Source organism: Meiothermus sp., from assembly GCF_026004115.1.
Lineage (GTDB): Bacteria > Deinococcota > Deinococci > Deinococcales > Thermaceae > Meiothermus.
This window is the reverse complement of the sequence record NZ_BPIM01000001.1, coordinates 1,566,580-1,585,119: the sequence shown is the minus strand read 5'-3', so window position 1 is coordinate 1,585,119 and position 18,540 is coordinate 1,566,580. Positions and strand designations below refer to the sequence as shown.

General features: G+C 60.8%; 24 protein-coding genes. 7 read left to right on the top strand and 17 right to left on the bottom strand.

What is annotated here, in order from left to right; translation table 11 throughout:
* The 3 genes from Q0X23_RS07595 to Q0X23_RS07585 all read left to right on the top strand — a co-directional run bounded on the left by Q0X23_RS07595 (nucleotide 1) and on the right by Q0X23_RS07585 (nucleotide 1,640).
* Complete coding sequence (locus tag Q0X23_RS07595; RefSeq protein WP_297859746.1) at nucleotides 1-669, top strand: cytochrome c biogenesis CcdA family protein; 669 nt, start codon at nucleotides 1-3, stop codon at nucleotides 667-669.
* A gap of 13 nt (nucleotides 670-682) precedes the next feature.
* Nucleotides 683-979: a metal-sensitive transcriptional regulator gene (locus Q0X23_RS07590; RefSeq protein WP_297859745.1), complete on the top strand. Its 297-nt coding sequence runs from the start codon at nucleotides 683-685 to the stop codon at nucleotides 977-979.
* A gap of 142 nt (nucleotides 980-1,121) precedes the next feature.
* Nucleotides 1,122-1,640 (top strand): DsrE family protein, encoded by a 519-nt coding sequence (locus tag Q0X23_RS07585; RefSeq protein WP_297859744.1) that lies wholly within the window; start codon nucleotides 1,122-1,124, stop codon nucleotides 1,638-1,640.
* Nucleotides 1,641-1,713: 73 nt separating this feature from the next.
* On the opposite strand, the gene Q0X23_RS07580 is transcribed toward Q0X23_RS07585, so the two are convergent.
* The 9 genes from Q0X23_RS07580 to glpX all read right to left on the bottom strand — a co-directional run bounded on the left by Q0X23_RS07580 (nucleotide 1,714) and on the right by glpX (nucleotide 9,372).
* On the bottom strand, nucleotides 1,714-2,139 hold the full coding sequence (locus Q0X23_RS07580; protein ID WP_374707471.1) for a cytochrome c: 426 nt from the start codon (nucleotides 2,137-2,139) through the stop codon (nucleotides 1,714-1,716).
* Nucleotides 2,140-2,269: 130 nt separating this feature from the next.
* Nucleotides 2,270-2,749 (bottom strand): YqhA family protein, encoded by a 480-nt coding sequence (locus Q0X23_RS07575; protein ID WP_119340045.1) that lies wholly within the window; start codon nucleotides 2,747-2,749, stop codon nucleotides 2,270-2,272.
* Nucleotides 2,750-2,974: 225 nt separating this feature from the next.
* A complete protein-coding gene (gene fba / locus Q0X23_RS07570; protein ID WP_297859742.1) occupies nucleotides 2,975-3,898 on the bottom strand; it encodes a class II fructose-1,6-bisphosphate aldolase in 924 nt (307 codons plus the stop codon).
* Entirely contained in the window at nucleotides 3,879-4,553 is a 675-nt protein-coding gene (gene rpe / locus Q0X23_RS07565; RefSeq protein WP_297859741.1) for a ribulose-phosphate 3-epimerase, read from the bottom strand. The genes fba and rpe overlap by 20 nt, the downstream gene beginning before the upstream one ends.
* The gene (locus Q0X23_RS07560; protein WP_297859740.1) at nucleotides 4,546-5,514 is read right to left on the bottom strand and encodes a phosphoribulokinase; all 969 of its coding nucleotides are present in this window, start codon (nucleotides 5,512-5,514) and stop codon (nucleotides 4,546-4,548) included. Before Q0X23_RS07560 ends, rpe begins: the two co-directional genes overlap by 8 nt.
* Nucleotides 5,504-6,415: a CbbX protein gene (gene cbbX / locus Q0X23_RS07555; protein ID WP_297859739.1), complete on the bottom strand. Its 912-nt coding sequence runs from the start codon at nucleotides 6,413-6,415 to the stop codon at nucleotides 5,504-5,506. The genes Q0X23_RS07560 and cbbX overlap by 11 nt, the downstream gene beginning before the upstream one ends.
* A gap of 61 nt (nucleotides 6,416-6,476) precedes the next feature.
* Complete coding sequence (locus Q0X23_RS07550; RefSeq protein ID WP_297859738.1) at nucleotides 6,477-6,899, bottom strand: ribulose bisphosphate carboxylase small subunit; 423 nt, start codon at nucleotides 6,897-6,899, stop codon at nucleotides 6,477-6,479.
* Nucleotides 6,900-6,914: 15 nt separating this feature from the next.
* Nucleotides 6,915-8,369 (bottom strand): form I ribulose bisphosphate carboxylase large subunit, encoded by a 1,455-nt coding sequence (locus Q0X23_RS07545; protein ID WP_297859737.1) that lies wholly within the window; start codon nucleotides 8,367-8,369, stop codon nucleotides 6,915-6,917.
* Nucleotides 8,370-8,382: 13 nt separating this feature from the next.
* Nucleotides 8,383-9,372 (bottom strand): class II fructose-bisphosphatase, encoded by a 990-nt coding sequence (glpX, locus tag Q0X23_RS07540; protein WP_297859736.1) that lies wholly within the window; start codon nucleotides 9,370-9,372, stop codon nucleotides 8,383-8,385.
* Between the two features lie 85 nt (nucleotides 9,373-9,457).
* Here glpX and Q0X23_RS07535 point away from each other — a divergent pair, with 85 nt between their 5' ends.
* From Q0X23_RS07535 to Q0X23_RS07520, 4 genes are all read left to right on the top strand, one after another.
* Nucleotides 9,458-10,351 (top strand): LysR family transcriptional regulator, encoded by an 894-nt coding sequence (locus Q0X23_RS07535; protein WP_297859735.1) that lies wholly within the window; start codon nucleotides 9,458-9,460, stop codon nucleotides 10,349-10,351.
* Nucleotides 10,352-10,473: 122 nt separating this feature from the next.
* On the top strand, nucleotides 10,474-10,713 hold the full coding sequence (locus tag Q0X23_RS07530; RefSeq protein WP_297859734.1) for a type II toxin-antitoxin system HicA family toxin: 240 nt from the start codon (nucleotides 10,474-10,476) through the stop codon (nucleotides 10,711-10,713).
* Nucleotides 10,710-11,240 carry a type II toxin-antitoxin system HicB family antitoxin gene (locus Q0X23_RS07525; protein WP_297859733.1) on the top strand — a complete coding sequence of 177 codons (531 nt, stop codon included), beginning with the start codon at nucleotides 10,710-10,712 and terminating at the stop codon, nucleotides 11,238-11,240. The genes Q0X23_RS07530 and Q0X23_RS07525 overlap by 4 nt, the downstream gene beginning before the upstream one ends.
* A 40-nt stretch (nucleotides 11,241-11,280) precedes the next feature.
* Nucleotides 11,281-11,715, top strand: coding sequence for a hypothetical protein (locus Q0X23_RS07520; protein ID WP_297859732.1), 435 nt, complete (start codon nucleotides 11,281-11,283; stop codon nucleotides 11,713-11,715).
* Nucleotides 11,716-11,835: 120 nt separating this feature from the next.
* Here Q0X23_RS07520 and Q0X23_RS07515 read toward each other — a convergent pair whose 3' ends face one another.
* From Q0X23_RS07515 to tkt, 8 genes are all read right to left on the bottom strand, one after another.
* Nucleotides 11,836-13,164, bottom strand: coding sequence for a DUF3422 family protein (locus tag Q0X23_RS07515; protein ID WP_297859731.1), 1,329 nt, complete (start codon nucleotides 13,162-13,164; stop codon nucleotides 11,836-11,838).
* Between the two features lie 10 nt (nucleotides 13,165-13,174).
* Complete coding sequence (locus Q0X23_RS07510) at nucleotides 13,175-14,005, bottom strand: class I fructose-bisphosphate aldolase (RefSeq protein ID WP_297859730.1); 831 nt, start codon at nucleotides 14,003-14,005, stop codon at nucleotides 13,175-13,177.
* A 2-nt stretch (nucleotides 14,006-14,007) separates the two neighbouring features.
* Entirely contained in the window at nucleotides 14,008-14,292 is a 285-nt protein-coding gene (locus Q0X23_RS07505; protein WP_297859729.1) for a hypothetical protein, read from the bottom strand.
* A 9-nt stretch (nucleotides 14,293-14,301) separates the two neighbouring features.
* Nucleotides 14,302-14,589 carry an annexin VII gene (locus Q0X23_RS07500; protein ID WP_297859728.1) on the bottom strand — a complete coding sequence of 96 codons (288 nt, stop codon included), beginning with the start codon at nucleotides 14,587-14,589 and terminating at the stop codon, nucleotides 14,302-14,304.
* On the bottom strand, nucleotides 14,586-14,888 hold the full coding sequence (locus tag Q0X23_RS07495) for a Dabb family protein (RefSeq protein WP_297859727.1): 303 nt from the start codon (nucleotides 14,886-14,888) through the stop codon (nucleotides 14,586-14,588). The genes Q0X23_RS07500 and Q0X23_RS07495 overlap by 4 nt, the downstream gene beginning before the upstream one ends.
* Before the next feature lie 2 nt (nucleotides 14,889-14,890).
* Entirely contained in the window at nucleotides 14,891-15,640 is a 750-nt protein-coding gene (locus tag Q0X23_RS07490; RefSeq protein WP_297859726.1) for an HAD family hydrolase, read from the bottom strand.
* Between the two features lie 72 nt (nucleotides 15,641-15,712).
* Entirely contained in the window at nucleotides 15,713-16,414 is a 702-nt protein-coding gene (locus tag Q0X23_RS07485; RefSeq protein WP_297859725.1) for a 2-phosphosulfolactate phosphatase, read from the bottom strand.
* Between the two features lie 29 nt (nucleotides 16,415-16,443).
* The gene (gene tkt, locus Q0X23_RS07480) at nucleotides 16,444-18,420 is read right to left on the bottom strand and encodes a transketolase (protein ID WP_297859724.1); all 1,977 of its coding nucleotides are present in this window, start codon (nucleotides 18,418-18,420) and stop codon (nucleotides 16,444-16,446) included.
* Nucleotides 18,421-18,540: the final 120 nt, after the last annotated feature.

The window sequence follows — 18,540 nt, the reverse complement described above, 5'->3', positions numbered from 1 at the left end:
ATGACTCTGAGCCTTCCCATCGCGTTTCTGGCAGGCATCCTCTCCTTCCTATCGCCCTGCGTGCTTCCTCTGGTGCCTACCTATTTGCTATACCTGGGGGGCCAGCAGGGTCGCCCTTTGCGCAATGCGGTTTTCTTTGTGCTGGGCTTTTCAGCCATCTTCTTCTTGCTGGGATTGCCCTTCACCCTGCTGGGTGGACTGCTCTTTGAGCATCGCGATCTGCTGGGCCGCATTGGGGGTGGGGTGCTGATTCTGCTGGGGCTTTATATGCTGGGCCTCAAGCCCAAGTGGGGCGTGAACCTGCGTTACGAAGGCCCTACCGACCGCCCCTGGGGGGCTTTTGTGCTGGGCATCGTGCTGGGGCTGGGCTGGACGCCCTGCATCGGCCCCATTCTGGGGGGCATCCTAACCCTTACCGCAACCGGTGGAGGGGTGCACCTGCTGGTGGCCTACATCCTGGGGCTGGCCGTGCCCTTCTTGCTGGTGGCCTTTTTTGCCGAACGGGCTCGAGCCTTCCTCAAGCGCGCATCCAGGCTTTCCCACGCGGTGGAGATTGTGGCCGGGGTGGTGCTGATTGCGGTAGGACTTCTCTTACTCACCGGCACCTACACCCAGCTCAATAGCTTCTTCCTGAAAATTACCCCTGAGTGGCTGCAAGAGCGGCTGTGAGCGGAGGGGCGGCATGACCCCGGGAAAACCCAAGCTAGATGGCACCTTCACCGACCCCGAAACCCTGGAGGGGATTCTCCGGCGCCTCAAGCGCATCGAGGGCCAGGTGCGGGGCCTGCAACGCATGGCCGAGAAGGGGCGGCCCTTTGATGAACTTTTAGATCAGATTCAGGCCACCCGCAAAGCCATGGACTCGGTGGCCAGCGTGGTGCTGGAAGAGTACCTGAACGCCTGGGAGACCCAGGCCGCTGCAGGCGATACGGAGCTAAGCAAGGGCCAGATTGCCATGATTCTGCGTAAGATCATCTGATTACGCTTTTCAAGCACAATTTAGAAACGGTAGGGCCAATTTTACGCCCTACCGATTTTCTTTGGCTATACTGCGAGCCGCTGCTATTGACCAGTACTCTGCATCGTTCTAGTATGCCCTTATACACAAAGGAGGTATAGGTATGAAGTCTGTGGATCGCCGCGGGTTGATTCGGATGGCTGCTTGGCTGGGTGCCCTGCCTTTGTTCCAGGCCCAGGCCAACGATAAGCTCAACTATAGCCAGTTCAAAAAAGAAACACCCATGGCCGCCCTCTATCACTGCGACTACGGCACGCCAGACCGCTTTGCCCAGACCCTGACCAACATGAGCAACCACCTGTCGGTCTACGACAACGACCCCTTCAAGCTGAAGTTGGTGATGGTAGTCCACGGGCAGGGGATCAAGTTTTTTCTGAAAGACCTCGAGGGCCTGCCCCAGGCCTGGACAGCCGAAAAGTTCGATCAGGAGGCCATCTTCAGCCGCATCAAACAGTTGGCTTCCCTGGGGGTGGAGTACTACGTCTGCCAGATCACTTTCGCCCGCAACAACATTCCTGAAAGCAAACTGCGCTCGGACGATTTCATCAAGTGGGTGCCATCGGGGGTCGGGGCTGTGGCCGAATTGCAAGCCAAGGGCTATGCCTATATCAAGGCCGGATAGCCCGCGCGACCCGCTCTGGCAGAACATACAAAAAAGCCCGGAAGAAATGTCCGGGCTTAGTTTCAAGGTGTAGCTACTTGAGACCGAGCTTGTTGCGGGCTTCGAGCACCTGCGCCGCGGTCATGGTCTTGGCCCGCTGGGCCTTAACCTCGGCAGCGGTGAAGGCTTGCTGGCCTGCAGGAAACTTGTTGCCCCACTGGGTCGAGATGTGGTTGAGCAGGCCGGCAATCTCTTCGTCCTTGAGCTGCGCATAGGCCGGCATAGCGCCCTGGTACTTGGCACCCTTGACGGTAATCTGGCCTTGCAGGCCGTAAAGCAGCACTTGAATCAGAAACTCGCGGCCCCCTTTGGCGGCCAGAATATCGGGCACATGGCCCGCCAGCGGTGGAAAGACCCCCGGGATGCCGGCACCGGTGGGCTGGTGGCAGCCCTGGCACTGGGCATAGAGGGGGCTGGCCTGGGCCGCAGCAGTCTGAGCACTAAACAGGTAGCCTACCAGGCCCCACAGCAAAACAGCCGAAAGAAAGGAAATATTGCGCTTGAGCAAGTTATATCACCTCCACCCTATAGTATGCGCCCTAAAAATCGGTTTGCAAGCCACCCCGGGTTATCTGAACGATAACTAAAGGTTATTTACCGGATTTTTCGGCCTGTACCAGCCACAAGGCCGCCCCCAGAAGGGCAACCGCGCCAGCAAAGAAGAAGTAGTCCAGCGCCACCTTGGGCGAAAACGCCTGGGCTTTTTCGAAGAACTTCACCACCAAAATCATCAGAATGACCTGGCCCAGCTTGGTCTTGAGATCGCTGAGGCTACGTACCCGCAGTACGTTATTCAGGCTACCCTCGAGCCGGGTTACCTCGGCAATGAAGAGTTCGTAGAGCCCTAGGGCAAAGATGATCAGCACCGAGGCCAGGAGAGCCAAATCTACCGCGCTCACCATCATGGGTAGGGCCTTTTCCAGGCTACCCGAGCCCAGCGCCCGCCATACCTCGATCCCGGTCTGCACCGCAAAATAGACCGCACCCGCCAGCAGCCCCACCACCGGTATCAGCATGACCCAGCGGGCCTGCCAGAGCACGCTCTGGATCAACTGCTCAACACGACTCATCAAAACGCCCGCCCTAAGGACTCCCCTACGTTATACCAGATTCGGTTAGTTCGTTACTGAACAGTGACGAACTAACCCGACTGAAAGGAGTGCTCTGGGATTCAAAAAGATAGCCTCTGGATTTTTTAGTTTGAATGACTATCTTTTTGAATCCGGTATTACATCCAGATAGCCATGTCGGCCAGCTACAGGAGATTCTATTCCTGCATAAGGCTAGAGCGAAGTCTAGGCCCGCCCCACCGTGCCCATCAGTTCGAACTTTTCCTTAATGACCTGCTTCAGGTACTCGCGGCCCTTGCCCAGCAGTTTGCGCGGGTCGAACTCCTTGGCGTTACCCACCACCACCTCGCGGATACCAGCGGTAAAAGCCAGGCGCAGGTCGGTATCGATGTTGATTTTAGCGATGCCGTTGGGAATGGCCTTGCGCACGTCTTCGTCGTGGATGCCGGTGGGGTCGCCGAGGTCGGCCCCGGTGGCGCGCATTTTGTCCTTGAGCCACTGCGGCACACCAGAAGAGCCGTGCAGCACCAGGGGAATGGAGACCCGGGCGGCAATCTGCTCGAGCCGGACATGGTCGATGTAGGGCCGCCCCTTGCCCTTGTAGGCCCCGTGCGAAGTGCCGATGGCAATGGCCAGGTAGTCGATGCCGGTGGCCTCCACAAAGCGCACGGCCTCCTCAGGGTCGGTGAGGAAAGCATCTTTGGCCTCCACCACGATGTTATCCTCGATACCCTGCAAGCGGCCGAGCTCGGCCTCTACGCTTACCCCCACCGCATGGGCGGCCTCCACGCACTTTTTAGTCTCGTGTACGTTCTCCTCAAAGGGGTGGTGCGAGGCGTCAATCATCACGCTGGTGAAGCCAGCCCGCAGCGCCTGAAGCACCATCTTGTAGTCGGCCCCGTGGTCAAGGTGCAGCGCCACCGGCACGCTCACCCGGCTGGCCATGTCGCGCACCAGGTTGGAGAGGTTTTCCAGCCCCGCATACTTGCGGGCACCGTCGGAAACCTGAATGAAGACCGGGGCCCTGAGGGCTTCGGCGGTCTCGAGGATGGCCTGGGTAGTCTCTAAGTTGTTGGTGTTGAAGCTGGGCACAGCATAGCCTTCACGCCGCGCCTTATCGAGGACGTCTTTACCTAGGACCAACGGCATACACTTCTCCTAGCAGTTTCTCCATATTTTCGGCCACCGGCCGCTTGTTGAACAAAGCGCTCCCTACCACCACCACATCGGCCCCGGCCCGATAGACCGTGGCCACGTTCTCGGGCTTGATGCCCCCATCGACCTGGATCAGGCAACCAGGGTTCAGGTGATCGCGCAGGCCGCGCAGGCGCTGGATGCGCTCGGTGCTGGCGGGGATGTACTTTTGCCCGCCGAAGCCGGGGTTCACGCTCATCAGGAGGGCCAGGTCGAGTTCGGGCAGCAAGGGCAGCATGGCCTCCAGCGGCGTGGCCGGGTTGAGGGCCAGTCCGGCCTTCTTGCCTAGTTCTTTGATTTGCTGCACCGCCCGGTGGGCGTGGGGCGTGGCCTCGGCATGCACGGTAATCCAGTCCGCACCGGCCTGGGCAAAGTCCTTCAGGTAGCGCTCGGGCTCCACAATCATCAGGTGCACATCCAGGGGCAGCCCGGTGACCTTGCGGATGGCTTCCACCACCAGCGGGCCAAAGGTCAGATTGGGCACAAAGCGCCCGTCCATCACATCGAGGTGAATCCAGTCCACCCCTGCCGCCTCGGCCTCCTGGATTTGCTCACCCAGACGGGCAAAGTCCGCGGTGAGGATGGAAGGGGCCACCCGCAGTTTAGGCATAGGCCAGGGCTCCTTTTTGGATAGCCTGCTCGCGCATATGTACCAGATAATACGCGATGACGAGCTGGGTCAGGGCCAGCGGGTAGCTCTGCCCCCCTTTGTCCCAGAAGGTACCGATAAGTTCGGGGTTAAAGTGCTCGGCGTGCTGGCCGAGCTGCTCCCAGATAAGCCGCTCGAAGACCGCTGCCCGCTCTGGTTCCATACCCCCGGAAATATCCAGGATATCGGCCTCTTTGCGGGCCTCGAGCCTTATCACCGAGGGTTCGTCTTCGTAAGCCGAGTGCAGCACTTCGGTCAGGTCGAGCTTAGGCAGGCTGCGCTTGAGGGTGATGCGCACCGAGAGGGTGCTGGGCTTCTCGGGGTCGTAGCCCTCGGGCCGGTAAAAACGCACGACGATATCGGCATACTCCTTCTGGGGCCAGATGAAGGCTTTGGAGTCGGGCATCCGCCGCTCGATGTCGGCCACTACCTGCTCGGGGGTGTAGCCCCGCTTGGCCACATCGCGCTTGACCTTCCACTCCCGGCGCAGGTCTTCCTCGGGGTCTAAATAGACCTTCAGGTGGTAGCGCTCGCGCATGGGCTCAGAAAAGAGGGTCAACAAGCCCTCCAAAACGACCGCTCGAGGAATCAGTCGAGCATGATCTTTGATGGCCCTTGGGGGTGGAATGTAAATGGGGGGATCAAAGGTACCTGTAGCATGATTGTACACAGGTTTGAGGACGGGCTCACCTAATGACAGTAGCCGCACGTGCTGCTCCATGATGTCCATGTAGTTGCACTCGGGGTTGAGTGGGGTGATTTTCAGTTCGGCCCGCTGCTTGCGGTCGTATTTGTGGTAGTCGTCCACGCAGATGTTGGTGGTGCGCTCCTGCCCCAGCAAGCGGGCGATGCCGCTGCTGATGGTGGTCTTGCCCACCCCCGAGTCACCTGCGATGCCCAGCATAAAAGGTCTATGGGGCATGCTCCCCTCCTTTCTCTAACTCCTGACACTCGCGAAAAACCTCGCTGGCCCGTATGTCTTCCACAGCTATGCGACGCAGGTCGTCCGCAGTAACCTGGCCCGCCTGCTCGAAGAGTCGTTTGGCCTGACGTAGCTTAAAGCGGTCGATAGCATTGCGAATGCTCCTGGCATTGGCAAAGTTGGGCAGCATCCTGCGACACCGCACATACTCCACGAAAGCTCGCTCTGCCAATTCATCCAGGTAGTAGTTCTGCTCGGCAATCATCAGCTTGCCGATGGCCACTAGCTCCTCTTCGGTGTAATCGGGAAAGCGAATATGGTGAGCAATACGCGAGCGCATTCCAGGGTTGAGCGCAAAAAATTGCTCCATCTTGTCTTCATAACCGGCTAGGATCACCACCAAGTCCTCCCGCTGGTTTTCCATTACCTGCAGTAGAATTTCAATGGTCTCCTGACCGTAGTCTCTTTCGTTCTCGGCGCGATAGAGACTGTAAGCTTCGTCGATGAACAAAACGCCGCCCATGGCCCGCTTCAAGATCTCCTTGGTTTTGGGGGCGGTGTGGCCGATGTACTGGCCGACCAGGTCGTCGCGGCTGGCCACCACCAGGTGATCGCGGCGGATGTAGCCCAGCCGGTGCAGGATGGTGGCCATCCGCATGGCCACGGTGGTTTTGCCAGTACCAGGATTGCCCGTAAAAGCCATGTGCAACACCGGGCGGGTCGCCTCCAATCCCAGCTCACGGCGCAACTTATCCACCACCAGGTAAGCTGCTATTTCATGGATACGGGTCTTGACCGGAATCAACCCCACCAACTCCCGCTCCAGGCGCTCCAGCACCTCGGGTACCCCGGTCTGTCGCAGCAAGGCCTTGAGGTCGGCGGTGTTCACAGTATCGGTCATAGAGCCTCCCGTTAGAATGAACCCGTCCCTGGCCCGGGGCCAAAGGACGGGCTAGAAAAGTTCAATACCGCTCGCCTTCTGGCTTATCGATCACGTAAGGCTCGAGGCCATATTTCTGTACACGACCATCCGACCAGATCAGGCGGTTCAAGCGGAAGCCGGGATCCTCTGAGGTAGGCCGGTGAGCTATAAAGCTCACGCGTTGGGCCTGCCACATGGGCGATGAGTCGTAACCATTAACTTTGATATAGTGCTTGGGGAAGGCCTCCCGACACTTTTTGAACTCGTACATAGCCCCTGCGGGGTCTTCCAAGTCGAACATGGGCAAGCCCCACATGTTCCAATAGGTGTTGTAGGGGTTCGGATCATCCGTGTATTCGATTGCAACTGCCCAACCGTTGCGGATGATATAGGCAATTTGTTTCTCGATTTGCTCATCGGTCAGATCGGGCAGAAAAGAAAAAGTACCTTGGTGGATACGCATTTAGAACCTCCCTTATTACATCGTCGGTGTGGGTACGAAGTCGGGGGTGTCCGTAGAGGTAAAGTCGAAGGTGATATCTTTCCAAACCTCGAGGGCTGCCGCCAGAGCAGGCGAATGTTTTGCAGCCTGGCGCAGAATCTCAGGGCCCTCCACCAGGATGTCGCGTCCTTCATTGCGCGCCATTACCATGGCCTCTACAGCTACCCGGTTGGCTGTAGCCCCTGCCGCTATGCCCATGGGGTGTCCGATGGTTCCTCCGCCGAACTGCAAGACCACATCGTCGCCGAAAAGATCCAAGAGCTGATGCATCTGGCCTGCATGAATACCTCCCGAGGCCACTGGCATAACGCCCGGCAGATAGCCCCAGTCTTGGTCGAAGTAAATACCGCGCACAGGGTCGTACTGGTTGTACTGTTCACGCAAGATGGCGTAATAGCCTTTGGTTAGATTGGGATCTCCCTCGAGCTTCCCCACCACCGTACCGGCATGGATATGGTCTACACCCAGCATCCGCATCCATTTGGCCAGCACCCGAAAATTGATGCCATGGTTTTTCTGGCGGGTAAAGGTGGCGTGCGAGGCCCGGTGCAGATGCAGGATCATCCCGTTGTTGCGGCACCAGTTGGAGAGGGTCTGCAAGGCCGTATAGCCCATGGTGAGGTCAGCCATGATGATGATGGAGCCTATCTCTTTGGCGAACTCGGCCCGGCGCAGCACCTCCTCCATATCCGCAGCGGTTACGTTGTGGTAATGGCCCTTGCGCTCGCCTGAGACCTGTTCGGCCCGCATGACTGCCTCCTGAGAGTACAAGAAACGGTCGCGCCAGCGCATAAAAGCCTGAGAGTTGATGTTTTCGTCATCTTTGGTAAAGTCGAGGCCGCCTGCTAAAGCCTCGTAGACCACCCGCCCGTAGTTGCGCCCCGAAAGACCCAGCTTGGGTTTGACCGTAGCGCCCAGGATGGGGCGACCGTATTTGTTGAGCATATCCCGTTCTACCGGGATACCGTGGGGAGCCCCCTTGAAGGTTTTGAGGTAGGCCACCGGAATACGCAAATCCTCGAGCCGCAAAGCCTTAACTGCCTTGAAACCAAAAACGTTGCCGATGATGGAGGAGGTCATATTCGCAATGGAACCCTCCTCAAACAAGGCCAGGTCGTAGGCGATGTAGGCGAAGACCTGCTCGGGGTTGCCAGGAACCGGCTCGACCTTGTAGGCCTTGGCCTGGTAGCGCTCGAGGGTGGTCAAGCGATCGGTCCAGACTACCGTCCAGGTTGCGGTGCTGGACTCCCCAGCCACTGCTGCGGCAGCCTCTTCGGGCTCCACTCCAGGCTGGGGGGTGATGCGGAACAAAGCCAGGGTATCGGTCTCTTTGGGTTCGTAGTCGGGCCGCCAGTAGCCCATCTCGCGGTACTCGCGCACGCCTGCTTTAGCGTACTTTCCAGTGCTTTTACCTGCGTATCCCAGTGCCATTTTGCCTCCTTTTTTAGTAAAGCTCCCCGCTTATCGCGCGAAGCTTTTCCAACCGGTGGTAAGACTCGATATAGCGCAAAGTGCCGGTGTGACCGCGTATCACCAGGCTGTGGGTGATGGCGTGGTGGTCGCGGTAGCGCACCCCGCGCAAAAACTGCCCGTCGGTAATGCCGGTAGCGGCAAAGTGGGTGTCTTCGGCTGGGCAGAGTTCCTCTAAGGTATAAACCCGCTGGGGGCTGTACTCGCTGTTCACCAGGGCCCAGCGCTCCTCTTCGCTCTGGGGGTCGAGGCGCATCTGCATGCCCCCGCCCAAAGCCTTCACGGCCACCGCCGCAATAACCCCCTCTGGGGTGCCCCCGGTGCCCATCAGCACGTCGATGCCGGTATCGGGCAGCACTGCCGCCAATGCCCCGGCCACATCGCCGTCGGTGTGCAGGCTGACCCGCGCACCGGCATGGCGAATTTGGTCGATGAGCCGGGCATGGCGGGGCTTGTCCAGCACAAATACCGTGAGCTCGCGCACCCGCTTGCCCAGGGCCTTGGCTATTGAGCGCAGGTTCTCCTCCGGGCTGGCCGCCAGGTTAATGGCCTCGCGGGCCTCGGGGCCCACTACCAGCTTGGCCGCGTAAAAACCGGGGCCGGGGTTGAACAGCCCTCCTTTCTCGGCAGCGGCAATCACGCTGATGGCCCCAGGCCGCCCATGGGCCACCAAGCGGGTGCCCTCGATGGGATCTACAGCCAGCTCGGTCTCGGGGCCTTCGCCGGTGCCGAGTTCCTCGCCGTTGTAGAGCATGGGGGCCTTGTCCTTTTCGCCTTCGCCAATGACCACCCGGGCCCGCATGGGAATGGTGCCGAGCAGCAGCCGCATGGCATCTACTGCGGCCTGGTCACCGTCGTTTTTGTTGCCCAGCCCCACCCAGCGGGCCGCAGCCAGGGCTGCGGCTTCGGTGCTGCGCAACAAATCGAGGGATAGGTTGCGCGTGGGGCGTTCCGTGACGATCATGCTCACCTCCTCTGGTACGCTTCAGGGTAGAAGCTTGTGATAAATAGTGCAAGTTTATATTTAAGTTTTTTGATAATATATACTTATGATTGAACGTCGCCCCTTTCCAAACCCCCAGGCCTTGCGGGTGTTTTTGTGTGTGGTACAGGAGGGCAGTGTGGGCCGGGCCGCCCTGAGCCTGGGTATGACCCAGCCGGGTGTGAGCCAGCACCTGCGGGCCCTGGAAACCCAGATTGGCCGGGCCCTCTTCCACCGCCAGGGCCGCCGGCTGGTGCTGACCAAAACCGGGCAGGACTTGCTGCCCGAAGCCCGGCGGGCCGTGCAGGCGCTGGAGGAGTTTGTGCAGGCCGCACAGGCTTTGGAGCGCCTCGAGCGCGGGCGGGTAGAGATTGGTGCCTCGACCACCATGGCGGTGTATGTGCTGCCCCGCTACCTGACCGAGTTCAAAAGGCTCTATCCCGATATTCGCATTAAGCTAGAGAGTGGCAGCTCCGAGCGGCTGACCCAGCGGCTCATGCAGGGCGAAATTGAGCTGGCCGTGGTAGAGGCAGTGGAGCATATCGAGGGCTTCGAGCGGCAGCTTTTTTACGAAGACGAGCTGGTGGTGATTGTACCGCCCGAGCACCCCTGGGCTCGAAAGGAAGAAATAACCCCCGAACACCTGGCCGAGGTTCCGCTGATTGTGCGGGAACCGGGAGCCATGACCTTCCGGGTGCTGGGCTCGGCCCTAGAACAGGCCGGCCTCGAGGTCAACCCGGTCTTTTACACCGACAACCACGAGGTCACCAAGCGGCTGGTGCTCGAGGGGGCCGGGGTGGGCATCGTCTCGAACGTGGTGGTACGCCCCAACGTAAAGGTGGGCAACCTGCGGGCCTTGCGCATCAAGGGCATGGAACTCAGGCGGCTTTTCTGGCTGTTTTACCCCACGGAGGCGGGCAACCCGGCTGCCGAAGCGCTGCGGGGGATGCTGGCTTCGTAGGCTATGTCGGGGGAACCCTTGATCGGGCAGCTCAACCGTATATCAACATGCTCCTGTGCATCGGGTGTCCGTTAGCGTAGACAAGTGATATTATTTGTAATATCATAGCAGGAAAGTGGTAGATGGGCCAGCTAGAAAAACTGCTCGAAAAGATGCGCCGTCTGCCACCTGAGATGCGTTATGAGGAAGTGGAACGGGTGCTGCGGGCGTATGGCTTTATCGAGAAGCGCGCCAACGGTAGCCACCATATCTTTCGGCACCCGGATGGCCGGAAGCTGACCGTTCCCAAGCACGGTGGTCAGGTAGTCAAAACCACTTACCTCAAGCAAGTTCTAAAGGTCATAGGGGAGGAGGAAGAATGAAAATGGAGGTTGGGCGCAAGCCTTTGGAGTACTACCTGGGCTTACGCTATCCCATTACCCTGGTAAAAGAGGCCGAGGGAGGCTACACCGCTCTAATTCCCGATCTACCGGGCTGTGTTTCAGTGGGCGAGACCGCACAAGAAGCCCTGGCTATGATCGAGGAGGCCCGTCAGTTGTGGCTCGAGGTGGCCTACGAGCACGGCGACGAAATTCCCCTGCCCTCCACCGAGCGCAACTACGGCGGCAAGGTACTGGTGCGGATGCCCCCCAGCCTGCACCGCCGTCTGGCTGAAGGGGCCGAGGTCGAGGGGGTGAGCCTGAATCAGCACATTGTGGGCTTGCTTTCTGAGGCCAGTGCGCTGCGTGCTGTGCGACACGAGCTTAGAAGCTTACAGGAATGCGTGCTTGCCCTGCAACGGCGCATGGACGACTGGGAGGCCTACCGCTTTGAATACCGAAGCCAGCAGTCGGGGTTTTTTACGGAGTACTCGCGCGTGGAAGTGAACGGCTATGCCATCCAAGGTTAGCAAACCCAAACTGCCTACCCCAAAGCAGTACAACCATTTTGTGAACGGCCTGGAGCTGCGGAGGGTACGACTAATAGAGGCCAGCGTACAAGCCTTGGAAGCCAGCCCTAACCCACTCCGTAGCCAAGTGGGGCTCGAGGAGAGTTATAGCTACCGGCCAGAGGAGGATGGTTTCGAGGCAGTAGGCCAGTTCAGGTTGGTTGTAGTAGACCAGGATAGTCAGGCAGAGCAGGGTAGCATTGAGGTTAGTTTTGGTTTTTGGTACTCGAGCAAACTTCAACCCGAATCCGAAGGCTTTGCTGGCTACTTCGAGGTGTTCAAAGAAATCAACCTGCCCATTAACATGTGGCCCTTTGTCAGAGAGTTTATCTATAACACCACGGCCCGCATGGACTGGCCGCCGTTCACCCTGCCCTTGCGAAAGCAGGCACCAGAAAGCCACAGGAAAGCCCCCTCAAAAACCCGCTCAAAGTAGAGTGCGTTTCATAAAGATTGAGCTATGCGGGGTTGAGAATCCTTCTGGATGGGCGGCCACTGTTCTGTCTAGTACAGAGCTTTCTTAAAGCCAGATGGCTCAAAATAGGCGAAGCGCGCTCTAATCCCCCTGGTACCGCCCCAGCAGCCGGTGGTGGATCTGCCGGGTAAGCCACCACACCCCCAACACCACCACTGGAATGGTCAGCCCGGCGGCCAGCTCGGGCGAGAGGGGCAGGCCCACTTCTTTTCCCGCTTTGAACAGGTAGTACAGCAAGCCCACCACGTAGTAGGAGATGGCCGCAATGGAGAGGCCCTCTACGGTGCGCTGGAGCTGATACTGCATCTCCTGGCCGCGCCGGAGTTTGTTCAAGAGCTCCTGGTTCTGGGTTTCCAGGGCAATGTCCACGCGGGTACGCAGCAGCGCCCCGGCCCGCTCGATGCGCTGGGAGAGGGCCATCAGGCGGCTGGCGGTGGACTCCACGGTGGCCATGGCTGGGCTGAAGCGGCGTTGTAGGAACTCGCCGAGGGTCTGGGTGCCGGGGATGGGGGTCTCACGCAGCTCGGCCAGGCGGGCCTTGACCAGGGCGTGGTAGGCAGCGGTGGCGCTAAAGCGGTAGCTGTGTTCGGCAATGGCGTGCTCGATGCGGGCGGCCAGGGCCTCGAGCTCATCCAGCAACTCGGCGTCGGCCCGGTTGGTATCGCGGATACGGGCGGTAATCTGGGCCAGGGCCTGCTCCGACTCCAAAAGCATCTCCCGCAAGCCCCGCGCCACCGGAAAGCCCAAGAGGGCCATCATCCGGTAGGACTCGATTTCGAGCAGCCGGGCGGCAATGCGGCCTGCCCGGGTCTCGCTGGTGCCCGCCGGGGCCACCACCACCATGCGCTCAAAGCCATTGGAGCGCAGACGAAAGTCGGTTACAACGCAGCTATGGCCGTTCCGGCCCATCACCGAGGCTACCACCGTTCCCCCCGCAAACCAGGGCCGGGCAATTTCCAGGGCTTTTTCGACCGGCCCCTCGAGCATAATCAGCTTGAGTGCTGCAAGGGTACGACCCGGAATGCCGCGAAGCCAGTCTGGATCCACGATGACGTGATTAAGCAGATCGGTCTCGGGGGTAACCTCGAGGCCCGGCAGGCTTTGCACCAGGGTATAGGTACTGAACTCGGTGTGCCGCTCCCAGCGCAACGAGCCCCCGGCCAAGCGCAGGCGTAGGTAGGTACCGGCAAGCTGGTCGAGCTCGAGCTCCCCCAGACCCGCCAGCCGGCGAAGGTGCTCGAGCTCGTCTTCGCGGCTCACCCCTTCGTGCCGCACCGCTACCTGGAGCACCAGCGCAGGCAAGCGGATGCGCGGGGTGGGCCGGGCGTGCAGTTCGTTGTGGAGCTGCACCCGCAAGGGGTCGTCGGGGGGCAGAACCCCCGTTCCAAGGCGCTCGAGGTTCGCTACCATTCCGCTACCATTATGCCTCAACCGACAGGGCGATCCGCGCTACCTCGGGGGTGGCATCCTGATGCACAATCTGCATGAGGGCCTGCACCATGCCCCGGGGGTTCCGGTGTTGCAGGATGTTCCGCCCATACACCAGGCCCCTGGCCCCCTGACGCATGACCTGGTAGCTGCGTTCTAACAGGGTGATCTCGTCCACTTTACCCCCACCCCGCACCAAGACCGGCTTGCTCGAGGCAGCCTCCACCACCCGGTAGTAGTCTTCAATATTCTGTGTGAAGTCGGCTTTGATCACATCGGCCCCCAGCTCCACCGCCTGGCGCACCAGGGAGATAATTTTGCGCACATCCCCGTCCACCGCGTAGCCCTCCTTTCCAGGTTGCATGACCAAAGGCTCCACCATCAGGGGGATCCCGTAGCGCTCGGCCTCTACCTTCAGACGTTGCACGTTCTTGAGGCTATCCCGGTATAGCTCTGCCTGTCCCGGCAACCAAAGCAAATTCACCACCACACAGGCCGCATCCAGCCGCAAGGCCTGCTCCACAGCCCCCTCGGCCAGCTCAGCAAAAACAACCGGAGGCGGAACCGGGCCGTAGGCGTTGGTGGTATCGGCCCGCAGCACCAGGGCCGGCTTGTGCTTGCCGGGTATCCGTTGAAGCCAGTGGGCCTGCCCAGGGGCAAGCTGGAGGGCATCGGGGCCTGCTTCCACCAGGGTTTGCACCGCCTGGGCTAAGCGCTCGAGGCCCGCCAGAAAAGCCAGCTCCCCAAAGATGCCGTGATCAACGGCCACATCCAAGCAACGGCCATCGGAGGCCAACAAACGGTTGAGGCGGGGTTCTACCATTGCTAGTCCAGGTCATTCTGAAAACTCTCGTAGCCGTTTTCTTCCATCCAGGTCTTGACGATATAGGGTGGGCGGAAGTCGCCGGGCTCCTTGAGCGGGCCTTCCATCCAGTGGGGCTTGGCCTCAGGCGGGGGTTCTTGGCTCCAGTAAAAGTAGTAAAGACCCCAGTAACCGTGCTCGTCGTGCAGCACCAGGACTTCGCCAAAACCATCCACCATCTGCCGCACGGCCCGGCTACGGGCCTCACGGTAGGCGAGCTCGTCATACTCACGGGCAACACCGGGCATTCCAACCTCCTACTTGCTTTCGTTGATGAAAAGGTTATAGCCGTTTTGCTCGAGCCAGTGGGCCATCTGGTAAGGGGGCCAGAAGTCTTCCAGGCTGGCCCGGGGGCCTTCCACCCAGTCGGGCGGGTAGGAGGGCTGGGGTTCGCGCAGGCCCAGTAGCCCAAACAGGTAGTAAAGCCCGTAGAAGCCCCCCATCCCTTCCAGCACCAACCCCTCACCATAGCCGTCCACCAACACCCGCCGGGCTTTGGGTTCGGCCTCGGCGTAAGGCAGTCGGCGAAGCACCTCTGTCGTCACGAAGCCTCCGGGTAGAGCCTTAGGAAATCGGTGGTAAGGCGGTCTGGGGCCATGGGTCTGAAGATCCCATCGGCAAAAGCTTGATGCAAAGGGTGATCGCGATAAAGATCAATTACGTTCTCATCGGCAAAATCCACCACCAGTACGTAGCGGTAGCGCGCGGTCGCCCCCAACGCCTTGCCCAGCTCAAAACCCACCACCCCCGGAATCTGGCCCAATACCCTGCGGGCCTGCTCGAACATCTGCCACACTTCCGCTTCTGAGGCCTCAGTGTTGAAGACAATCAGATGACGCACCATACCTACGCCGCCACAAACATGCCGTGCCAGTTCCGAAGGACCTCGAGAGTCAGCACCATAGAACAACTGCGCGGCCCCTCCACTACCTTTGCGGGAAGCTCCGGCTCGCCCAGGTGCTCCAGTACCGCCAGGGCCCCTTCGAAGCGCTGCGAACGGGTGTAGTAGCTGGGGGTAATCAGGGTGGGGATGCCGGCCCGCTGCGCCGCAATCAGACCGTTCTGGGAGTCCTCTACAGCCACTGCTGCTTCCGGCGCGATGCCCAGGTTCCGGAGGGCCTGGAGGTACACATCGGGGGCGGGCTTCTTCTGGGGCACCATATCCCCCGCCACGATGGTCTCGAACCAGCTCAGCACCTCTGGCCCGGCCTGGTGCAACAGCACCTCTACGTTGGGCAGCGAGGTGGTGGTAGCAATGGCCAGCCGCACCCCGCGCTCGCGGGCCTCGCGCCAGAGTCTCAGCACCCCGGGGCGGAAGGGTACCTCGCCTGCTTGCACAATCTGGTTGTACAGCTCGGTCTTGCGCTTGTGCAACCGAGCAATGTCCGCGTCGAGGAGCTTGGGGCACTCGGGGCAGTGATAGAGGTAGTGAGCGATGCGCTCTTTGCCCCCGGTTACCCATAGGAGGCGCTCGTACATCTCCGGGCTCCATTCAATGTCCAGTCCCGCCTCGGCAAAGGCCCGGTTAAAAGCCAGCCGGTGGCCCTCCTCTGTCTCGGCTATAACGCCATCTACATCAAAAATCAGTGCCTGCATGGTTCACCTACATTCCTCAAGGTATAGGGCCCATAGCCGATAATTGTGTGGTCAAGCGATGGATGGCCTCCCCTAGCCAAAGACCAGCGCCTCGCCGCGCCGCTCCAGTAGCCGGGGCACCCGCTCGGAAAGGCCCAACTGGGCACAAAAATCTACATCTGCAGCCAACCCCTCGCGCTCCAAGGCCAAAGCCGCCTCGGAAGCCCTGAGCAACGGCAGAGCGGGCTTCTGGGCCAGGTGGAGGGCCATCTGGGCTCCGTCGCCTTCCGGCTCAAAGCCCTCGGCAAGGAGGCTTTGGGCCAGCATCCCGGCGGTGTAGAGGTCGTCCATGCCCACCTGGCCTTCCTTACCCGCGCAGAGGATGGCCACGTCGGTGCCCAGCCGGGAAGCCCATTGGGCAGCCGCAGGGGCATTCAAAAGCGAGGCCAGTAGCACCTCGCGGGCCACCCGGGCCGCCTTGTGGGCGGCCTTGGTGCCGTTGGTGGTGGCGTGAATGACCGTGCAGCCCGAGAGTTCGGCCAGGGCGGCTTCGCGCGGGCTGTTGCCAAAGTCGAAGCCCTCCGGGCGCAGCCCCCCCACCTCGCCGGCCAGCAGTTCACCATTGCGCTTGAGAGCGCGGGCCGGCTCCAGACCCACTGTGAGCCAGAGGGCCTCGGCCCCGGCTTCCAAAAACATCACAGCCGTGCTGGTAGCCCGGATCACATCCACCACCAGCATGACCTCGGCCTGGGGTAAGGCCTCTAAAGGCAAAGGGTGAACACGAACTTTCTTCATGGGAATAAGGACACCTCTCTAGTGGAAGGCTACTGCAAAAGCTCCAGCACCGCCCGCACCACGGCTCCGGGCCTGAAGCCCAGGTTTTCGTAGATAGCGGGGTAGGGGGCGCTGGCCCCGAAGTGATCGAGGCCCAGCACGGCGTCGGCGTAGCGCTCCCAGCCTAGGCTGGCCCCAGCCTCTACCGCCAGGGTAGGTAGTCCCCTGGGCAGCACGGCCTCGCGGTAGGCTGCGGGCTGGGCCTCAAAGGCCTCCCAGCAAGGTAGGCTCACCACCCGTACCGGAATTCGCTCGGCGTCGAGTTGCTTCTGGGCCTCCAGGGCCAGGGACACCTCGCTGCCGGTAGCCACGATGGCCGCTTTTGCATCAGGCCGCTCAGAGAGCACATAGCCGCCCTGCAAAGTGCCTTCTGCGCTGGCCAGGCTACCCCGCTCCAGTACCGGCAGGGCCTGCCGGGTGAGCACCAGCGCGGTGGGGCCTTGCTTGCGCTCCAGGGCCAGGCGCCAGGCGTAGGCGGTCTCGAGGGCATCCGCGGGCCGCACCACAAAGAGGTTGGGCATAGCCCGCAGGCTGGCCAGGTGCTCGATGGGTTGGTGGGTAGGGCCGTCCTCGCCAATGGCGATGGAGTCGTGGGTCAGCACAAAGACGGTGGGCGTACCCATCAAGGCCGCCAGTCGGATGGCTGGGCGCATGTAGTCGGAAAAAACAAAGAAAGTGCCTCCGTAGGCCCGGTAGCCCCCGTGCAGGTTGAGGCCGTTGAGAATGGCCCCCATGCCGTGCTCCCGAACTCCGTAATGCACATAGCGGCCGGTGGGGTTCTCGCGTGAGAAAGCCTGCATGCCCTGGGCCTGGGTGTTGTTGGAAGGGGTCAGGTCGGCGCTGCCACCCAAAAGCTCCGGCAGGCGAGGGGCCAGGGCATCGAGCACTTTGCCCGAGGCGGCGCGGGTGGCCAACTTGCCGCTAAAGCTGGGGATGAGCTGTTCCCAGTCGAGGGGCGGCAGTTCGCCTTTCAAGCGGCGCTCCAGCTCCCTGGCTTCGGCGGGGTAGGCGCTGGCATAGCGCTCGAGGCGGATGTTCCAGTCGGCCTCGAGACGCTGTCCCCGTGCCACGGCAGCCCGGAAATGCTCGTAGACCTCGCGGGGTATCTCGAAGGGGGGGTGGGGCCAGTGCAGGTTCTGCCGGGTGGCCTCGAGGGCCTCGGGGCCCAGAGGCTCGCCGTGCACCTTATGGCTCCCGGCCTTGGGCGAGCCTGCACCAATCACCGTGCGTACAGCAATTATGGAGGGCCGGGCATCGACCTGGGCAGCCCGGAGGGCCTGGCGCAATGCCACCAGGTCTTCTCCGTCTACCCGTTGGGTATGCCAGCCGTAGGCCCGGTAGCGCTCGAGTACGTCCTCGGCAAAAGAAAGCTCGGTTTTTCCGTCAATGGAGATGTGGTTGTCGTCCCAGAGCACAATCAGCTTGGAAAGCCCCCAGTGCCCAGCCAGGCTGCTAGCCTCTCCCGAGACCCCCTCCATCAGGTCGCCGTCTGAGGCCAGCACATAGGTGTAGTGATCCACCACGGTGTGTCCCTCGCGGTTGAACTCGGCAGCCAGCTTACGCTCAGCCAGCGCCAGCCCCACCGCCGTGCTGATGCCCTGACCCAGCGGCCCGGTGGTTACCTCTACCCCCGGGGTGTGGCCGTACTCGGGGTGGCCAGGGGTTTTGGAACCCCACTGTCGGAAGCGCTTGAGTTCATCGAGGGGCAGGTCGTAGCCGGTCAGATGCAGCAGCGCATACAGGAGCATGGAGCCGTGCCCCGCCGAGAGCACGAAACGGTCACGGTCGGGCCAGTGCGGGTTCGTCGGATTGTGTTTTAGAAAATCAGTCCAGAGCACATAAGCCGCCGGAGCCATGCCCAGGGGCATGCCCGGATGGCCGCTTTTAGCCTGCTCCACCGCGTCGGCAGCCAGCATCCGAACGGCGGTGATGGCCTGGGTCTCGATAGCGCTGAGGGTGCTCTCCATGTGTCTCCTTTCACAAGGCGGGTCTCAGAGAGAAGTGTAGGCCCAGAAATCCCCAAGCATCAAGCCAGGTTTTGTTTTTTTTGATAAGTGTTCTTTATTGAACTTTTTGCAGCCAGGCTT